The sequence below is a fragment of the Pseudomonas sp. P179 genome (assembly GCF_000478485.2).
Lineage (GTDB): Bacteria > Pseudomonadota > Gammaproteobacteria > Pseudomonadales > Pseudomonadaceae > Pseudomonas > Pseudomonas aeruginosa.
Genome location: NZ_KI517364.1, coordinates 1 through 17,222, shown reverse-complemented (window position 1 = coordinate 17,222; position 17,222 = coordinate 1). Strand labels below are relative to the sequence as shown.

At 57.2% G+C, this 17,222-nt stretch carries 15 protein-coding genes; 11 read left to right on the top strand and 4 right to left on the bottom strand.

Annotated features, from left to right (window positions below; translation table 11 throughout):
• The first annotated feature begins 445 nt into the window (after positions 1–445).
• Positions 446–1,933, top strand: coding sequence for a SulP family inorganic anion transporter (locus HMPREF1224_RS43865; protein WP_003090759.1), 1,488 nt, complete (start codon positions 446–448; stop codon positions 1,931–1,933).
• 62 nt (positions 1,934–1,995) lie between these two features.
• Here HMPREF1224_RS43865 and HMPREF1224_RS43860 read toward each other — a convergent pair whose 3' ends face one another.
• Positions 1,996–4,881: a Tn3 family transposase gene (locus tag HMPREF1224_RS43860; protein WP_010794533.1), complete on the bottom strand. Its 2,886-nt coding sequence runs from the start codon at positions 4,879–4,881 to the stop codon at positions 1,996–1,998.
• 125 nt (positions 4,882–5,006) lie between these two features.
• Between HMPREF1224_RS43860 and HMPREF1224_RS43855 the strand changes: the two genes are divergently transcribed.
• From HMPREF1224_RS43855 to HMPREF1224_RS45530, 9 genes are all read left to right on the top strand, one after another.
• Positions 5,007–5,621 (top strand): recombinase family protein, encoded by a 615-nt coding sequence (locus HMPREF1224_RS43855; protein ID WP_000904906.1) that lies wholly within the window; start codon positions 5,007–5,009, stop codon positions 5,619–5,621.
• 65 nt (positions 5,622–5,686) lie between these two features.
• A complete protein-coding gene (gene aph(3'')-Ib / locus HMPREF1224_RS45195) occupies positions 5,687–6,490 on the top strand; it encodes an aminoglycoside O-phosphotransferase APH(3'')-Ib (RefSeq protein ID WP_010794532.1) in 804 nt (267 codons plus the stop codon).
• Positions 6,490–7,326 carry an aminoglycoside O-phosphotransferase APH(6)-Id gene (locus HMPREF1224_RS43850; RefSeq protein WP_000480968.1) on the top strand — a complete coding sequence of 279 codons (837 nt, stop codon included), beginning with the start codon at positions 6,490–6,492 and terminating at the stop codon, positions 7,324–7,326. Before aph(3'')-Ib ends, HMPREF1224_RS43850 begins: the two co-directional genes overlap by 1 nt.
• Before the next feature lie 108 nt (positions 7,327–7,434).
• A complete protein-coding gene (locus HMPREF1224_RS0113015; RefSeq protein ID WP_026014172.1) occupies positions 7,435–8,274 on the top strand; it encodes a universal stress protein in 840 nt (279 codons plus the stop codon).
• Positions 8,274–8,633, top strand: coding sequence for a TraR/DksA family transcriptional regulator (locus tag HMPREF1224_RS43845; protein WP_003090764.1), 360 nt, complete (start codon positions 8,274–8,276; stop codon positions 8,631–8,633). The genes HMPREF1224_RS0113015 and HMPREF1224_RS43845 overlap by 1 nt, the downstream gene beginning before the upstream one ends.
• 45 nt (positions 8,634–8,678) lie before the next feature.
• Positions 8,679–9,641 carry an SdiA-regulated domain-containing protein gene (locus HMPREF1224_RS43840; RefSeq protein WP_010794530.1) on the top strand — a complete coding sequence of 321 codons (963 nt, stop codon included), beginning with the start codon at positions 8,679–8,681 and terminating at the stop codon, positions 9,639–9,641.
• 697 nt (positions 9,642–10,338) lie between these two features.
• Positions 10,339–11,235, top strand: coding sequence for a P-loop NTPase family protein (locus HMPREF1224_RS45185; RefSeq protein WP_081717432.1), 897 nt, complete (start codon positions 10,339–10,341; stop codon positions 11,233–11,235).
• A 233-nt stretch (positions 11,236–11,468) separates the two neighbouring features.
• Positions 11,469–11,768 carry a hypothetical protein gene (locus HMPREF1224_RS45535; RefSeq protein ID WP_153897984.1) on the top strand — a complete coding sequence of 100 codons (300 nt, stop codon included), beginning with the start codon at positions 11,469–11,471 and terminating at the stop codon, positions 11,766–11,768.
• Positions 11,769–11,783: 15 nt separating this feature from the next.
• Positions 11,784–12,089, top strand: coding sequence for a hypothetical protein (locus tag HMPREF1224_RS45530; protein WP_124123777.1), 306 nt, complete (start codon positions 11,784–11,786; stop codon positions 12,087–12,089).
• A 71-nt stretch (positions 12,090–12,160) separates the two neighbouring features.
• On the opposite strand, the gene HMPREF1224_RS43835 is transcribed toward HMPREF1224_RS45530, so the two are convergent.
• Positions 12,161–12,652: a hypothetical protein gene (locus HMPREF1224_RS43835; RefSeq protein WP_010794528.1), complete on the bottom strand. Its 492-nt coding sequence runs from the start codon at positions 12,650–12,652 to the stop codon at positions 12,161–12,163.
• 120 nt (positions 12,653–12,772) lie between these two features.
• Complete coding sequence (locus tag HMPREF1224_RS43830) at positions 12,773–13,636, bottom strand: 3'-5' exonuclease (RefSeq protein WP_010794527.1); 864 nt, start codon at positions 13,634–13,636, stop codon at positions 12,773–12,775.
• A 466-nt stretch (positions 13,637–14,102) separates the two neighbouring features.
• Between HMPREF1224_RS43830 and HMPREF1224_RS43820 the strand changes: the two genes are divergently transcribed.
• The gene (locus tag HMPREF1224_RS43820; RefSeq protein ID WP_010794525.1) at positions 14,103–14,843 is read left to right on the top strand and encodes an ATPase; all 741 of its coding nucleotides are present in this window, start codon (positions 14,103–14,105) and stop codon (positions 14,841–14,843) included.
• A 254-nt stretch (positions 14,844–15,097) separates the two neighbouring features.
• Here HMPREF1224_RS43820 and HMPREF1224_RS45180 read toward each other — a convergent pair whose 3' ends face one another.
• Positions 15,098–16,459: a DUF5623 domain-containing protein gene (locus HMPREF1224_RS45180; RefSeq protein WP_010794524.1), complete on the bottom strand. Its 1,362-nt coding sequence runs from the start codon at positions 16,457–16,459 to the stop codon at positions 15,098–15,100.
• Positions 16,460–17,222: the final 763 nt, after the last annotated feature.

Below are 17,222 nucleotides of genomic sequence, written 5' to 3'. Positions count from 1 at the left end.
GGTGCAGATCACTTCTGATATTGAACTGTCAGGAGCTGGCTGCACAACAGCCATTACGCCCAATCAACTGGTGCAGTCGTCTTCTGAAAATGACACAGTTAGGGTATAGCTCAGGCTGACATCCAAACAGGACGCCCTAGTCCGGGGGTGACTCGCAGAAATTGCCCTCTTCCTGTAGACTGTTGCGGCCATTGAGTTACTAAAGACACTCGATAAGACCTCATGCTTACCCTGCAAAACATGATCTGGCTGCCTACGCCGCCATAGCGCTTCGCCCCCCCGCATCATCTGTGACTGCTTGCTCTGCCAGCGGTCGCTTTCTGCTGTGCTTTAGGTTTTAACACCCGCCACAGCTCCTCTACATCCGACATTTGACCTCGTATCGACCAGCTGCACTTGGCCTGCGCCATGCTGTGCTGCGCGATCCATTGCCTTGGGAATTCTGATGCTCCACTCGTTAAAACAAACCTGGTTATCCAACATCCGTGGCGACATCCTCGCCGGTCTTGTGGTCGCACTGGCCCTAATCCCTGAAGCCATCGCCTTCTCGATCATTGCTGGCGTTGACCCTAAGGTCGGCCTTTACGCCTCTTTCTGTATCGCTGTGGTGATCGCCTTTGTCGGTGGCCGCCCAGGCATGATTTCGGCCGCAACGGGTGCCATGGCACTGCTGATGGTGACTCTGGTCAAGAACCATGGTCTTGAATATCTGCTGGCCGCCACGCTGCTATGTGGCGTGCTACAAATTGCTGCTGGCTACCTGAAGCTCGGATCGCTGATGCGCTTCGTCTCGCGCTCGGTGGTGACCGGTTTTGTCAATGCACTGGCGATCCTGATTTTCATGGCTCAGCTGCCCGAGCTGACTAATGTCACCTGGCACGTCTACGCCATGACAGCCGCAGGCCTCGGCATCATCTATCTGTTCCCCTATGTCCCCAAGATCGGCAAGCTCATCCCATCGCCGCTGGTGTGCATCATCGTGCTGACCGCCGTCGCCATGTCGGTTGGTCTGGATATCCGCACGGTCGGTGATATGGGTGAACTGCCGGATACGCTACCGATCTTCCTCTGGCCTGATGTGCCGCTGACATTCGAGACGCTGGCCATCATCTTTCCTTATTCGGCAGCACTGGCTGTGGTCGGTCTGTTGGAGTCGATGATGACCGCGACCATTGTCGACGACCTGACCGACACCCCGAGTGACAAGAACCGCGAGTGCAAGGGCCAGGGCGTGGCCAACATTGCTTCGGGTCTGATCGGCGGTATGGCTGGCTGCGCGATGATTGGTCAGTCGATCATTAACGTGAAATCCGGCGGTCGTTCTCGCCTGTCGTCTCTTGCCGCAGGCGTATTTCTGCTGCTGATGGTGGTTTTCCTCGGCGACTGGCTGAAGCAGATCCCAATGGCTGCGCTGGTGGCAGTGATGATCATGGTGTCCATCGGCACCTTCAGTTGGGATTCGCTGCGCAACCTGAAGAAGCATCCGTTGTCGACCAACATTGTCATGGTCGTCACCGTGGTGGTCGTGGTGGCCACCCACAACCTGGCCTTCGGCGTGTTAGCCGGCGTGCTACTGGCTGCGATGTTCTTCGCCAACAAGGTTGGCCATTACATGGCGATCAGTTCTTCGCTGGACGAAGCCGGCGAGCATCGTAGCTATAACGTCACCGGTCAGGTGTTCTTCAGCTCGGCTGACAAGTTCGTCGCAGCCTTCGACTTCAAGGAAGCCCTGAACAAGGTAACCATCGACCTGAATCGTGCACACTTCTGGGATATCACCGCTGTTGCAGCCCTGGACAAGGTAGTCATTAAGTTCCGCCGTGAAGGTACTGAAGTCGAAGTGCTGGGCTTAAACGAGGCCAGCGCCACTATCGTGGATCGCTTTGGTGTTCACGATAAACCTGACGCCATTGATCAACTCATGGGCCACTGAGAAGGAGAACAACAATGACCCACGTAATTGGGGTCGTTTGCGGGAGGGGGCGGAATCCTACGCTAAGGCTTTGGCCAGCGATATTCTCCGGTGAGATTGATGTGTTCCCATCCGAGCGGCGAAACATGGGCCAAGAGATCGGGCGATAGCAGCTTTCCATCGCGTTTCTGGTTTGCAACGACCTCGCCGAGCTTCATGGTGTTCCAGAAGATGATGATGGCGGCGAGCAGATTCATGCCGGCGATGCGGTAATGCTGGCCTTCGGCGGAACGGTCGCGGATTTCACCGCGGCGGTGGAAGCTGATTGCCCGCTTCAGCGCATGATGAGCTTCGCCTTTGTTGAGCCCGATCTGGGCACGCCGTTGGAGTTCGGCATCCAGAATCCAGTCGATCATGAACAGGGTGCGCTCGACGCGACCGACTTCCCGCAGGGCTGTCGCGAGCTCGTTCTGCCGCGGATAGGAGGCGAGTTTCCGCAGAATCTGGCTTGGCGCGACGGTCCCGGCAGCAATGGTGGCGGCGATGCGCAGGATGTCGGGCCAATTGCGCTCGATCATGGCTTGGTTGACCTTTCCGCCGATCAACGCTCGCAGGTGCGCCGGGGCGGCCGACGGATTGAACGCGTAGAGCCGTTTGGATGGCAGGTCGCGGATGCGCGGAGCGAACCGGTAGCCGAGAATGGCACATGCGGCAAAGACGTGATCGGTGAAGCCGCCCGTGTCGGTGAACTGCTCGCGGATATGGCGTCCAGCATCGTTCATCAGCAGGCCATCGAGGATGTAAGCCGCTTCGCTTGCCGTTGCAGGAATCACCTGGGTTGCGAACGGCGCATATTGGTCGGAGACGTGGCTATAGGCTTTCAGGCCCGGGGTATTGCCATATTTCGCGTTGACCAGGTTCATGGCCTCACCTTGCTCTGTAGCGACGAAGAACTGTCCGTCGCTCGAAGCCGACGTGCCCATGCCCCAGAACCGGGCCATGGGTAACGCTGCCTGTGCCTCGACCACCATGGCCAGCGCCCGGTCATAGGCTTCGCCCTCGACATGCCACCGTCCAATGCGGATCAATTCCCAGAAGGTGTGGGTGTTTGTCGCATCCGCCATTTTGCGCAAGCCGAGGTTGATCCCTTCCGCCAAGATAACGTTCATTAGCCCGATCCGGTCAGCGCAGGGTGCTCCTGTGCGCAGATGGGTGAACGCTTCGGTGAAGCCGGTCGCCGCATCCACCTCCAGCAGGAGATCGGTGATGCGCGTGGGCGGGATCTGCTTGTAGAGATCGAGCACCAGATCTTCGGCGCCTGTCGGCGCGGCGGCTTCGAGTTTCTCGATATGCAGAACGCCGTTCTCAATCGACCCGCCCGGGATCGTGCCTGCGCGAGCGGCACGGCCAAGCTCGCGCAACCGCATGTCGAGGCGAGCTTGCCGGTCTGCCAGCCATTCCTCCGGCCGCAATGGCACAGCGAGACGACCGCCTTCCGCGATGGCTTGTGCCGGAACGAGTGCGTGTTTCAGATCGCCATAGCGCCGGGACCTAGTAAGCCAGACATCTCCGGAGCGGAACGCATCGCGCAGATGGAACAGCACCGCGATCTCCCATAGGCGAGCGTCGCCAGCCCTCTGGGCCCGAAGGTGGCGATGCCATTTCGAGCTGGGCCGCAAGAAGCTGGTCATCGCGGCATCGTTCAAACCGGTACGAAGGACCGTCACCGCTTCCAGAAGCGGCAGTGCAACGGGCGCAGCTCGCAGATCGAGCAGGCGCAACATGCGTGGAGTGAATCGGCGGAAGCGGTGATAACCGTCGAGCACATGATTGAGCGGATCGTCGGCCATGGTGGCGGTCAGCCTGATTGCCATTGCAACAAGGGTTTTTAAGCCGTCCCACCCTGACCCACTCGCGATGACATCGCCCAGCGGCTGGCCATCATCCTGTGCATCGACCAGGGCGCCCCCGATCTCGGCGAAGGATTTCAGGGTGTCACGCACCACCCCCGCTTCGTCTGCGACCTTTGCATGGCAAATACGCTCCGAAGCACGGTAGAGACGGCCGACGATCCGGTCGTGGGTTTCGACCACTGCGTCGGCCAACATCGCCTGCCATTCCGAGACGCAAACAGCCAAGATCGCAAGCCGCCTGTCCTCCGGGAGATCGCGCATGCCGTCGGCATAATACCGTTCACCCTGCCTGCGCAGACGAGTCACCCGATGGGCAGGAACGCCGGCAAGCAGATCCTCGGGGAGATCGACGCGTTGCAGATATTCGAGCCGGTCGAGCAGCCGGTTGGCCGACGAAGAGTTCGAGCCAGGCTCGAACTGGCGCAGCCACACAAAACGGGTCACCCGATCATCAGCCGTCTCCTCGAGCAATGCCAGCAACTGTTCTCGGATCGGCATAGGCAGCCGACTGGCGATCCTCGTCTCGATGCGTCGCTCGGCATCGACGAGAGCCGCGGCACAAAGCCGCTCGATCGTGGATGTCGCGGGAAGGACAGTGCGGGTGCGTCGGCACTCGGCTACGAAGCGACGGGCGATATCCTCGTTCGACACCGCCATCTCGGCTTCTCGGAACAACCATTCCTTCAGCTCCCTCGCACCACGTCCGGAGAAGGTGCGGAAGCCGTAGAGCCCCCGTAACTCGGCAAGATGCTCGTGCCGTGTTTCCTCGCGGGCAGCATAGTCTACGAGATCGTCGGCACCCAGGCCAAGCTGCGCTCCGATAAATTCGATGACCTCTGCAGGGATCAGTTCGCCTGGAGCCAGCACCCGGCCGGGATAGCGCAGGACACACAATTGCAGGGCGAAGCCGAACCTGTTGTGAGCGCGCCGACGCAGCCTGATATGCCCAAGGTCTTCATCACTCAGCGTATAGTGCTTGAGCAAATCCGTCTGTGAAGTCGGCAAGCGCAACAGCGCGTCTTTCTGCCGATCGGTTAGAGTGACGCGACGCGGCATACATGTTCCTTTTTCAAAATCTGATAGCGTTCAAGACGCTTTATTTATGAAGCTGGTTGAGATACATTTCCAGAGGTCAATGCAATCGTGGCCGAAGCGCCGCCTCAAACCAACGTTTGTGATACATGCTGATCGGATATGCCCGCGTCTCCAAAGCCGATGGCTCGCAGTCTCTCGACCTGCAGCACGACGCCTTGCGCGCCGCAGGTGTCGAACGGGACAATATCTATGATGATCTTGCTTCCGGCGGTCGTGATGATCGCCCTGGCTTGACTGCCTGCCTCAAGTCATTGCGTGACGGCGATGTGCTGGTGGTCTGGAAGCTCGATCGCCTCGGACGATCGCTTGCCCATCTGGTCAACACGGTGAAGGAGCTGTCAGACCGCAAGATCGGCCTGCGGGTTCTGACTGGAAAGGGCGCTCAGATCGACACCACGACTGCGTCCGGTCGCATGGTGTTCGGAATCTTCGCCACCTTAGCCGAGTTCGAGCGGGATCTGATCCGAGAGCGCACCATGGCGGGTCTCGCCTCCGCGAGAGCGCGCGGTCGCAAGGGCGGACGAAAATTCGCGCTCACCAAAGCTCAGGTGCGTCTCGCGCAAGCCGCCATGGCCCAGCGCGATACTTCAGTTTCCGATCTCTGCAAGGAACTCGGCATCGAGCGCGTCACTCTCTACCGATATGTCGGTCCCAAAGGCGAGCTCAGAGACCATGGAAAGCATGTTCTCGGACTTACGTAGCAACTCGTTTCTTTTCGCAGGTTGAGCCACCTCCGCGCTTCATCAGAAAACTGAAGGAACCTCCATTGAATCGAACTAATATTTTTTTTGGTGAATCGCATTCTGACTGGTTGCCTGTCAGAGGCGGAGAATCTGGTGATTTTGTTTTTCGACGTGGTGACGGGCATGCCTTCGCGAAAATCGCACCTGCTTCCCGCCGCGGTGAGCTCGCTGGAGAGCGTGACCGCCTCATTTGGCTCAAAGGTCGAGGTGTGGCTTGCCCCGAGGTGATCAACTGGCAGGAGGAACAGGAGGGTGCATGCTTGGTGATAACGGCAATTCCGGGAGTACCGGCGGCTGATCTGTCTGGAGCGGATTTGCTCAAAGCGTGGCCGTCAATGGGGCAGCAACTTGGCGCTGTTCACAGCCTATTGGTTGATCAATGTCCGTTTGAGCGCAGGCTGTCGCGAATGTTCGGACGCGCCGTTGATGTGGTGTCCCGCAATGCCGTCAATCCCGACTTCTTACCGGACGAGGACAAGAGTACGCCGCAGCTCGATCTTTTGGCTCGTGTCGAACGAGAGCTACCGGTGCGGCTCGACCAAGAGCGCACCGATATGGTTGTTTGCCATGGTGATCCCTGCATGCCGAACTTCATGGTGGACCCTAAAACTCTTCAATGCACGGGTCTGATCGACCTTGGGCGGCTCGGAACAGCAGATCGCTATGCCGATTTGGCACTCATGATTGCTAACGCCGAAGAGAACTGGGCAGCGCCAGATGAAGCAGAGCGCGCCTTCGCTGTCCTATTCAATGTATTGGGGATCGAAGCCCCCGACCGCGAACGCCTTGCCTTCTATCTGCGATTGGACCCTCTGACTTGGGGTTGATGTTCATGCCGCCTGTTTTTCCTGCTCATTGGCACGTTTCGCAACCTGTTCTCATTGCGGACACCTTTTCCAGCCTCGTTTGGAAAGTTTCATTGCCAGACGGGACTCCTGCAATCGTCAAGGGATTGAAACCTATAGAAGACATTGCTGATGAACTGCGCGGGGCCGACTATCTGGTATGGCGCAATGGGAGGGGAGCAGTCCGGTTGCTCGGTCGTGAGAACAATCTGATGTTGCTCGAATATGCCGGGGAGCGAATGCTCTCTCACATCGTTGCCGAGCACGGCGACTACCAGGCGACCGAAATTGCAGCGGAACTAATGGCGAAGCTGTATGCCGCATCTGAGGAACCCCTGCCTTCTGCCCTTCTCCCGATCCGGGATCGCTTTGCAGCTTTGTTTCAGCGGGCGCGCGATGATCAAAACGCAGGTTGTCAAACTGACTACGTCCACGCGGCGATTATAGCCGATCAAATGATGAGCAATGCCTCGGAACTGCGTGGGCTACATGGCGATCTGCATCATGAAAACATCATGTTCTCCAGTCGCGGCTGGCTGGTGATAGATCCCGTCGGTCTGGTCGGTGAAGTGGGCTTTGGCGCCGCCAATATGTTCTACGATCCGGCTGACAGAGACGACCTTTGTCTCGATCCCAGACGCATTGCACAGATGGCGGACGCATTCTCTCGTGCGCTGGACGTCGATCCGCGTCGCCTGCTCGACCAGGCGTACGCTTATGGGTGCCTTTCCGCAGCTTGGAACGCGGATGGAGAAGAGGAGCAACGCGATCTAGCTATCGCGGCCGCGATCAAGCAGGTGCGACAGACGTCATACTAGATATCAAGCGACTTCTCCTATCCCCTCGGAACACATCAATCTTACCGGAGAATATCGTTGGCCAAAGCCTTAGCGTAGGATTTCGCCCTCTCCCGCAAACGACCCCTAATTGCCTGTATCGACGGTTCCACCTCGGCTCCAGCTGTTTGCGACTACGCGGCCTGGGCCAGTCTGAGCCTGGAAGCGCCGCTGACCTTCCTGCATGTGCTGGATCAGCGCCAGTATCCGGTTGCAGCAGATTTGAGTGGCAACATTGGCCTTGGCAGCCGCGAGCACCTGCTTGATGAGCTTGCTTCCCTGGATGAACAGCGCGGCAAGTTGGCCCTTGAACAAGGGCGAATCATGCTTGCAGCCGCGAAAGAACGGGCCGTGAATGATGGTGTGCGCGCACCGGAGTCCAAGCAGCGACATGGCGATTTACTGGAGAGCTTGCAAGAGCTGCAAAGTGAAACGCGCTTGCTGGTTATCGGTCGCCAGGGCGAGTCTAGTGGCGGTCTGAGTCAGCATGTCGGAAGCCAGCTGGAAAGCGTTATTCGTATCATGCACCGGCCAATCCTGGTCACCCCGGCCAACTTCCAAAAGCCCAAGAGCGCGATGCTGGCATTCGATGGCGGCGCTACAACCCGCAAGGGTGTGGAGATGCTGGCAGCCAGCCCGCTGCTGAAGGGGCTGCCGATCCATCTGGTCATGGTTGGGCCCGTGAACGACGAAGCGTCCGCGCAGCTGGACTGGGCGCAGAAAGTGCTGATCAACGCCGGATTTACCGTTCGCGCTGAGACTCGGAGCGGTGAAATAGAACGTACCCTGCACGCCTATCAGAAAGAGCATGGCATCGATCTGCTAGTGATGGGGGCTTATGGACACTCACGTATCCGGCAGTTCCTGGTCGGCAGCACCACTACCAGCATGCTCCGTACCACCACCAGTCCGCTGTTACTGCTGCGCTAATGAGCCTGGACGACGCCCTCGATCTTGCCCATTTCAAGACCCTACTGGAACAGCGGGCTGCCGAGCTGGATCGATTGCTGGGAGACGCTGAGTCTCGCTCGCAATCGGTAGAGCTGGATCAAAGCAAGGTGGGGCGTCTATCGAGAATGGACGCACTCCAGCAACAAGCGATGAACGATGCGATCCGCAGTCGTGCACGGCATGAACGTGTCCGTCTCCAACTGGCCCTCAAGCGCTGGCACGAGGGCGACTATGGCTGGTGTAACCAATGCGGCGAGTTGATCGCCTCGGGCCGTCTGGAGTTCGATCCGGCCACGCCGTTGTGTATCACCTGTGCCAGCCGCGCCGAGTCGGGTTGAAACCATCACGGCTCGTGGCGTCAGTCTGATTTAACGAGGCTTCTAATGTATTTGATGGCTAAAAACTGGCTGGGCCGAACACGGAAAGTAAGTGTTTGGATGTGGGCGCTTGTATGCCTTGTGTTGCTCACCGTATTCCAAGTACGTACTCATCACCTTGATGATCGTCTGTACTTTTGGATCAAGACCCACTGGCACACAGACGATTGGCAGGAGCGCTCTGTGTGGCTGCCTGGCTATCGGGTTGAGCTGGATGCTAAGGCGGTTCCCGGTGTGGACAACAACCTTTCGGGCCTGACCTTCGATCCTGACCTAAATCTGCTGTGGGCGGTTACCAATGGCCCGAACGAGCTGCTGGCCCTCAGTCGTGACGGTGACGTGGAGCGACGTTACAGCCTGGATGGCTTCCACGACGTGGAAGCGGTGTCCTATGCCGGCAACGGTCAACTGGTCATTGCCGAAGAGCGGCGGCAGAGCCTGGTTATCGTGGATATCCCCATCGACGAATACGGTAAGCTTTCTCCTGATCGACCATTGAGCCTAGACCAGTATTCAGCGCTAACCTTGGCGCTTGGCAAGGAGGACAACAAAGGCCTTGAAGGGCTCGCCTACGACCTAAAAGGTGATCGTTTGTTTGTGACCAAGGAGCGTGACCCCCGGCAATTACTGGAAGTGAGCGGCCTTCGTGCCAGCCTGGAAGGAGGCGTTTCCCTGCACGTCCGCGACATGTCCAACCTAGTAAAAGACAAGGTGTTTGCCACTGACTTGTCTTCGGTTGTATTCGATCAACAGAGCGGCCATCTGATCCTGCTCAGCGACGAGTCGAAACTGCTGATTGAAATGACCGACGAGGGCAAGGTGGTGAGTTTCCGCTCCTTGGCGAGGGGGTTTGCTGGTTTGCTGAAAGGTATACCCCAAGCCGAAGGCGTAACCATCGACGATGAAGGGTATTTGTACGTGGTCAGCGAGCCGAACTTGTTCTATCGCTTTACCCGCGAGACAGATTGACCAGTCAACAAGCTACAGTCAGGCGTGGCCGGGACGCTTGAACTGTTAGCGTACGATTTTTTCCGAATTCTGCGGGCTCCCCTACACCGCATCGGGCTTGCCAGTCGTCTTCAGTCGCTGCCGGCGGATGATGTATGTCGAGGTAATCCATGGTTTCAGTCCTCATCCAGTTCAGGACTGATCGTACTGTGGAAGGGCGCTGGTCCAGGCTGGTTTCGCGGTCCGCTTTCCAGCCTCTCCTTCACCAAGGTGGGAAGGATTATAAATAGGTTACGTTGCTAACCCTTCCTGGGGTGCAGGGGACCGCAGCCATGAAGCTCTACCTTGCCTCTAGCTCGCAGTAGAAGCTCTCTGACCTGGTCTTCCGTCGCTGAACGGTCATCGTCTAGCCACCAGCCATCTTCATCCCTTGTAATCCAAACATCCCCGGCCGACCAGGTCACAGGCCCCCAGTAATCAGAAAGCCTGCACCACACGAAGTCTGCATGTAGTTCGGAAAGTGGATCATCCATAGGCGCCTCGCTGGAATTGCACTGGAGTTGGGTTAGTATCGCAGTGGAGCGCTGGCCAGCGCTCGCACGCCCACCTTGGGCGAAGGCCGGTTTAGGCCATGGCTTCAATACTTCTCTTCCTCCAAGCATTGCCCTCGGCAATGTGTCTAGTGGGCGTGGCACAAATTGCCATCAAGGAGCATGCTTTGACCAACTCCAACCGTTTCCCCTCCGGCGCATCCATCGACCAAGTGAAGAAGGATGCCAGAAAGCTAGCCAAGTCAACGGGGCTCAGCCTCCATGAAGCTCTGGACCAAGCTGCCGCAGAGCATGGCGCACAGGTTCCTTGGAATCGCATCCAGGAGTTCCTCGCTGGCGATGATGACGAGACTTTGTTGGCGAGGGTTTCTCTCCCACTGCACGCGGGTGGCATATTCACAGTTTCCCTCACAGAGGCGCGCCCCCTGATTTCAGTAACGGGGCGGCCTGGCGGAGGAAAGTCGACCACAGCGTTGCTCATTGCTGATCGATACCTGACTTCCTCCCGGGGTAGAGTGCACCTGGTAAGCCCTCTTCACCTCCAACCGGCATCAGTTGTCGAAGATGTATCAGAAGGGTGTTGGACGGATGTCTGGGATCGGATCGCGTTGAAATATCCTGGACGTTGCGTCCGTGTCGTTTGCCCTGGACGTACGGCTGAAATGTATATGGTGGGACCTCTTGATTTGACTCCTTCGCAACCTGAAAGGGGAGACCTAGTCGTGCTCGATGAGCGTTACCACTGCGCTAAAGGGCAAAGTCTGGTCGACGTAGCAGAGATTGCTCGCATGTGGCGAGTTGGCCTTATCCTGTGCAAACAGCCGAGGCCATGGGAGGACGAGACCATTCCCAATGAATCAGTTGGCGATCCATTTTCCCTGCACATCAAATGCAGGCGCGAACGGCGTTCGGATGAATGCCGACTGCAGCTGGAAGAAATGGTGAATGGACGTCGGGGCGAATGCCTGATCGTGCCAGGCGCTCCCTACGGATCTTCGAAACGGAAGTTCAGGTTCCAACGAAGTGCGCTGGGAGCCCTCAAGAGCCATTTTGCTCGTAAGTGAGGGTGTCTGATACGCAAACCCGACATCCGCCCTCATTTGGTTGTCGGGTTTGATCTGCAGGCCAAAGGCGGCGACGACTATAACGGCGCGAAAGCTCGGGTCGCGGTTGACCCTGACCCAAAGTAGGAAACCCGCTCAGTTGCACCTCATGTCCTGGCCAATTGCCGGGGCGGGCCGAGGACGTAGAGGACACCGCGTTGGAGTTCACATCATCGAAAATAGGGATAGGTAACATGATTCCAGTAAGCGTAATCAGCGGTCTGCGATTTACCCAGGAGCATCCATTCGTGACTGGCGTTGTCATCGCTGTACTTCTTGCCCTGGCCACTCTCGCAGCCAGCCGTAGCCGGCGTAGCCCACAGCGGAAGAAAGCCCTGCGTGCGGTGTCGGTTGCTTTGGTGATCGGCGCCATAGGGTTCTACTCGTGGGCCTACAACACTCGTACCCCAGGCTTGGCCGATCAAGTGGCGAAACTTGCCAAGCATGCAGCTGCTGAGCAGGCAGCAAAATCGGATACGGTTGAAGCCAAGTAGCGCAGGGAAAACGATATGAAGAACACCATCACGGCCCTGCTTGCGGTGTCCATCCTTGCTGGTTGCGATGCCGCTGCTGAGAAGGCTCCAGTTCAACAGGCTGCGAAGGCAGACGAGGCTCACAACTGCACAACCACCGGGCCTAACTCGCCAATCGTCACCGGGGAAAACAGCGTGGTAGTCATCAATGGCAAGACCTACGCACCAGGGCAAAGTTCTGGCTGCGCTCCGGCGTCTACCAATGTCTCAACCCATGGTGTCGGAAGCCCGATTGTCACTGGTGAGGGGGCGAAAGTCGTTATCCATACGGATCATGAATAGGATACAAGGTGGTCACCTGGTGCTGTAGTTGCACCACATCACGTTGGCTGAATTGGCCGGCGCAAAAGGACTCACTCATAGATTTCTGTTTGCCTCGGTCGCGAATCCACATCCGTGCCATTGCCGTTGTCTCTGTAATAGATCACGCCGAGAGGACGTCCGTATTGGACGAATACAGGAGCCACGCTGACCACAGTCGCCACACCCTTGCCCAGGACCTCGTCAATAAAGTCTTGGGACGATACGGCAGGTAGGGTTCCGTCCTTATACTGACAATCCCCTTTGACTATCGTGTTCTTCGAACGTAACCAGGATGCTGCTTTAACGAACCCGACTGAAGCCGGGCAGTACACCATTTTGCCCCCGGAATAGCCCACCCCGTCCACGAACAAGTACCCGGTTGCTCCGTATGAATTACCGGCATTTGGGAGGCCTGAGTCGGAAGCGGCGGCCGCCGCAGCTGTGGTCACTGTAACAGCCGCAGCGCCGCCAGCCTGGGCCAGTAGCGGCAGGGTCAGAATCGCGGCAGTGAAAGCGGCGCGGAACGGTTGAAAGTGGGGCATGCAGCTTGATCCTCCTGACTGTGTATGCCTGACCACGGGATTCTAACGGAAGGGCATGCCGATACCAGCAGATTGCACTCTGCGGAATACGCTCCTTACGAATGGAGAAGGCGTCGAGAGTTAATCCGACCAGGACTGGAGCCGATTCAGCTCCTGATCGAGATTGAGTCTGACCTGAGCCATCGATTGCAGAAGATCCACGGTGGCCAGCACATCTCCAATTGCGGAGTGTGCTTGACCACGCCAGGTTACGCCGGCCAACGACATTGCTGCCGCAAGAGAGATGGTCCCATAGCGGTTGGTTGCCCCATACATGGCCACCGCCAGGCCCATAGCGCAATGCACCTGACACGTTGCAAGCCAGCTATGGTCATCCTGGAATGCGTTCGCGGTTTGAATCAGCAGTCGCCGATCGAACGCTGAATTGAAGGTCACAATGGGACGACCGGTAAGGAGCGCCTTGACTCTGCCGGCAACCTCGAGCCAGGTCGGACAATGTTGGAGCTCTTCAGCTCGGATTCGGTGTACATCGGCAGCAGCTGGTTCGATTGGAACATTGGGCCGAATCCTGGAGTTGAAAAGCAGATTCCCGTCGACGTCGGCGATCGCCAGTTCGATGATCTGGGCCTCTGTACCAAGCCCTGTGGTTTCGGCATCCAGCACGAGAGGTGCATTGGCAAGCCATTGCACCGCGACATGAGAGGCCTTGACCACCTTGCTTTGCATCCGGCCCTTTAGTGCAAGTATGGCCGCCGCCCGAACTTGCTTCGGGGAGGGAGCAGCAGCCTTGCGGTCCCGCAATGGGAGGCAGTCCGCGATCCGGTATACGCCGAAGGTCCCACCATAACCGTTCTTGTAATGCGCCACCGGCGTCGCATCAGGTTTCGGCTTCATCCGGAACTCGTCCCGAAGCCGACCTTTCGAAAATGACCTGCCGGCCGCTATTGCTTCTGCTCTGAGTGCCTCGAGCTGGACTTGATCCATGGCCTCACCTCGTCGGATCTGGGGTACCGACCAAGCACCTACGGCTCGAGTAAATCTCTCAGGCCAGTACGCTCAAGCGTCGGATCACTCACCAGTCCTCATGATAACCGGCGAGGATTGCGGTTTCTCGTAGCCATAAAGCGCCGATGCTTTAGAAAGACGCACGACGTGGCTAGAATGAGGGAGTCCCTATCCATTTCCTCTCAGGAGAAAGGTATGCCGAGTAAAAAGCGCCTCACCGAAAAGGAGATTCGGAACCTTGAAGGCGAGATTCCTGCAGTCGCTGCAGGTGCGACTCGTACTGCCTATCTGCGAGCGCTCGCAGCCGGGCATACCGTCATGAAGGTGCAGGGCAGCTACCTCGTTGAGTCCAAGGCCGATGGGTCCGCGACCGTCGTAGGGGAGGCCAGGCCTCGCCGCAAGGTGAGCGTCGGCCAGACAATCCAGGTCCAACGAGTAAGCTCCAGTGCCAACGCCTAGGCTCCGCGTCTTTGCGGGGCCAAATGGCTCGGGCAAGAGCACCATCAAAGAGCAGGTCCCGCCCAATCTGATCAACACCTACGTGAACGCAGACGAGATCGAGAAGTCAGCGAAAGCTGACGGCTTTGTCGATCTCACTCAGTTTAATGTCCAGGCTACCGGCGACGAACTTCGTACCTTCTTTGCCAGTCATGCCTTGATCCAGAAAGAGCACCTTCAAGATCAAGCATCCCTGTTCGACATGAACGGCCTTCGCATCGACGTTCGGCGTCTCGACTTCAATTCTTACCATGCCTCGGTAATTGCTGACTTCATTAGGCAGAAGCTCCTGGAAAACCGCGTGAGCTTCACGTTTGAGACCGTGATGTCGTCGGGAGATAAGGTCGCGTTTATGCGCCGTGCCCAGGAACTGGGTTACCGCACCTACCTCTACTTTGTGGCCACTGACAATCCAAACATCAACATCAACCGGGTTGCCAACCGTGTGGACGATGGCGGCCACAACGTGCCGGCCGACAAGATCGTTCAGCGCTACCATCGGTCACTTAAGCTACTGCCGGAAGCAGTCGCAGCATCCAACCGGGCCTACATCTTTGATAACTCGGGGGAAGGCTCTGTCTGGCTTGCTGAGATCACAGACGGTACAAGTCTTGAGTACAAGTCCGAGGAGCAGCCTGATTGGTTTATGGAGGCCTACGTAGACAAGGTCATGAATGTCGCCAGCTAGCCGTAGCAGCATGGCGCCATGTCGCCATCGAGCGGCCTCCGCGACAGATTGGCTTTATCGTAGGCTGTAAAGATAAACAGGTCGCTTGAAAGCACTCTTGCGGCCCTGATAGGGAAGGTTACAGCTATCTGCAGGTGCGTACGACCGCCTGCACGACACCAACTACTAATCGTTAGAAACTGCCGCGGCGAACTCGGTCAATCTGTGGCCTCCTATTCGCCGCGACGACATAAAACTACTGTTTCAACCATACGTTACTGTGCTACTCCATCCCCACGACGTGACTCTGCGAGTCTGTGCGCTGAAATATCCGCTTCCATCGCTTCAAGATGGGCTAAGTTCCGTCGAATCCACCTGTCCGCGCGATCAATGCGCTCCAGTAGCTCCCTCTTGGGCTTGCATTCCTGATAGCCCTCTACAATTGTCTGCTTAACTTCGGCAAGTGCAGCCAGTTGTTTATCTATTCCCCGGATGATAGTTGGTTTTGGCAAGTCGTAGATTTGCCGCGAATGCTCGTTGGGAAGCTCTTCATCTTTGTACTCAGAACGGAACCAAGCGGACAGGGTGCCGCCGACGCGACCTAAGCCAGCTCCTGACCAGGCCATGATTACTGAAGCCATCAGGCTACTCATGATCGGACCGATGTGTAAATGTCTATCCAAGTCCAATCGGCGAGCGGGTCGCCAACTTGATGGATACCCAGGCAGATCGGGGCCACACGGGACTGCGCCCGCGCGCTCAACCCCTTGAGGTGTAGGCATGACTCTTGGTTTCTTTCTCTTGCCGCTGAGATGCCTGGCCGGGCTGATGAATTGGGTTTCATACCCCTGGGAGTCGTACGTCCATTTCTCACCGTTCAACCTGTTTTCCAACGCTTTGAGTTTCACGATCAAACGCGATAGTACCGCCTCAGATGTGGCATGAAGGCGTGGTGTATAGCCTGCCTCATAAATACCTCTCCATGGGACGCCTACAGTATGAAACCCGTGATCATTAGCCCAAGCGATCTCGTCGTGAAACAGAGGTCGATATGGTTCATCTAGGATGACAATGCACTGCGACTCATTGTCGTACCAGTAAGAGCAGTGGTCTGCATTGTCAGAAAGTTTCAATCTCGACCGAGGCATCTCATTAGCAAGGGGGGCGCGCAGGCCTGTCACAGCCATAAAATTAAGAGCGAGAGCCACCTTTTTTGCCATCCTCACGCCGTCGAGCTCGTTGTAATAGTCACCCCTACGTTCGAGATGATCAGGTGATTCCAGTCGAAAGTAGTCTATATACGGAGTCCGATATAGGGCCCTACCGGGTAGGATCTCCTTCAAGGGGACAGGCAACAGGAATTTGACGGTGGTTCGCCCCGATCGCAGGATAGAGCCGCGATCAACAGAACTTGGGACGTCTTCACGTTCTGCCCAGTAGAACGTCACAAATGTCTGTTGTAGTTTGTACTCGGATTCGCCCAAAACTGACTGGGCATGGCGCAGGTTCTGAAATCCAGCTTTCTGTGCAGCTTCATCTAGGGCTGCATGATGCGGAATGCCTCGCGCAGTTTTGATGAACTTGGCCAGACGTTTAATACCTGCAAGGGTGGTAGGGCGAGTCTGTTCGGTTGCCATGACTTATCTCCGGCCCTACTTGTTACAGCGTCACCCGTCCACCGCTGCGCACCAGGGCCAAAGATATGGGCCAAGGTTGGAGACAACTGGCAGTGCTGCTCGTGCAGCTTCGCGAGGACGGGTAGCCGGCGCCTGCATGGAGCCATATCAAATTGTAGGCCGCGGCAGTTGTTTCGTCGATAAAGCCTCACCAGGGAGCACGGTTACCGTAACCAACGGGCTTCCGCGGAACCTCTCCCTATAACAACATAGCTGACGACGCTACGACCGCCATCCTGAACCTCCTCTCCAAAACCCCACCCATTGATGCGCACTTCCCTCAAACAAAGGGCGCTACCTGATCACCTCCTATAACAACATAACCTAGGATGTTCAGACCGTTTCTGCGTTCCTCCTGCACCATTTCCTCCCGCCTGGATCTCCGCATCCCATAACCCACCCCCATACCTGTCTAACCCTTTCCCTTTTTCCTTCCTTTCTTTTCTTTCCTTTTCCCCATTTCTTTCCACGCGCGGCGCAGGCAACCCGCCACCGGCAGGTGGGCCCTTAAAAGGGTTGGACAGGGTAAGGGGTATCAGGAGGGGCGCCGCCATCAGGCCCACCGCAGGTTATGTTGTTATAGGTCACTCCGGATTCGGCCGAGCTGCCAAGGGCGAGGGGGGGTATTAGGGGTCATGCCGAGATAAGGGGAAAATTCATTCATTTGGAATGTAAGCCATTGCTCTGAAAGGCTTTCTATCCGGCAAGCGCTGGCTTGCACCTC

Excerpts from the sequence above, each read along its gene's own strand:
- HMPREF1224_RS45530 (WP_124123777.1), top strand. The coding sequence starts at position 11,784 with ATGAAGAACACCATCACGGCCCTGCTTGCGGTGTCCATCCTTGCTGGT.
- HMPREF1224_RS45535 (WP_153897984.1), top strand. The coding sequence starts at position 11,469 with ATGATTCCAGTAAGCGTAATCAGCGGTCTGCGATTTACCCAGGAGCAT.
- HMPREF1224_RS43850 (WP_000480968.1), top strand. The coding sequence starts at position 6,490 with ATGTTCATGCCGCCTGTTTTTCCTGCTCATTGGCACGTTTCGCAACCT.
- HMPREF1224_RS43830 (WP_010794527.1), bottom strand. The coding sequence starts at position 13,636 with ATGGATCAAGTCCAGCTCGAGGCACTCAGAGCAGAAGCAATAGCGGCC.
- HMPREF1224_RS43845 (WP_003090764.1), top strand. The coding sequence starts at position 8,274 with ATGAGCCTGGACGACGCCCTCGATCTTGCCCATTTCAAGACCCTACTG.
- HMPREF1224_RS45180 (WP_010794524.1), bottom strand. The coding sequence starts at position 16,459 with ATGGCAACCGAACAGACTCGCCCTACCACCCTTGCAGGTATTAAACGT.
- HMPREF1224_RS43860 (WP_010794533.1), bottom strand. The coding sequence starts at position 4,881 with ATGCCGCGTCGCGTCACTCTAACCGATCGGCAGAAAGACGCGCTGTTG.
- HMPREF1224_RS43865 (WP_003090759.1), top strand. The coding sequence starts at position 446 with ATGCTCCACTCGTTAAAACAAACCTGGTTATCCAACATCCGTGGCGAC.
- HMPREF1224_RS43855 (WP_000904906.1), top strand. The coding sequence starts at position 5,007 with ATGCTGATCGGATATGCCCGCGTCTCCAAAGCCGATGGCTCGCAGTCT.
- HMPREF1224_RS43835 (WP_010794528.1), bottom strand. The coding sequence starts at position 12,652 with ATGCCCCACTTTCAACCGTTCCGCGCCGCTTTCACTGCCGCGATTCTG.
- HMPREF1224_RS43840 (WP_010794530.1), top strand. The coding sequence starts at position 8,679 with ATGTATTTGATGGCTAAAAACTGGCTGGGCCGAACACGGAAAGTAAGT.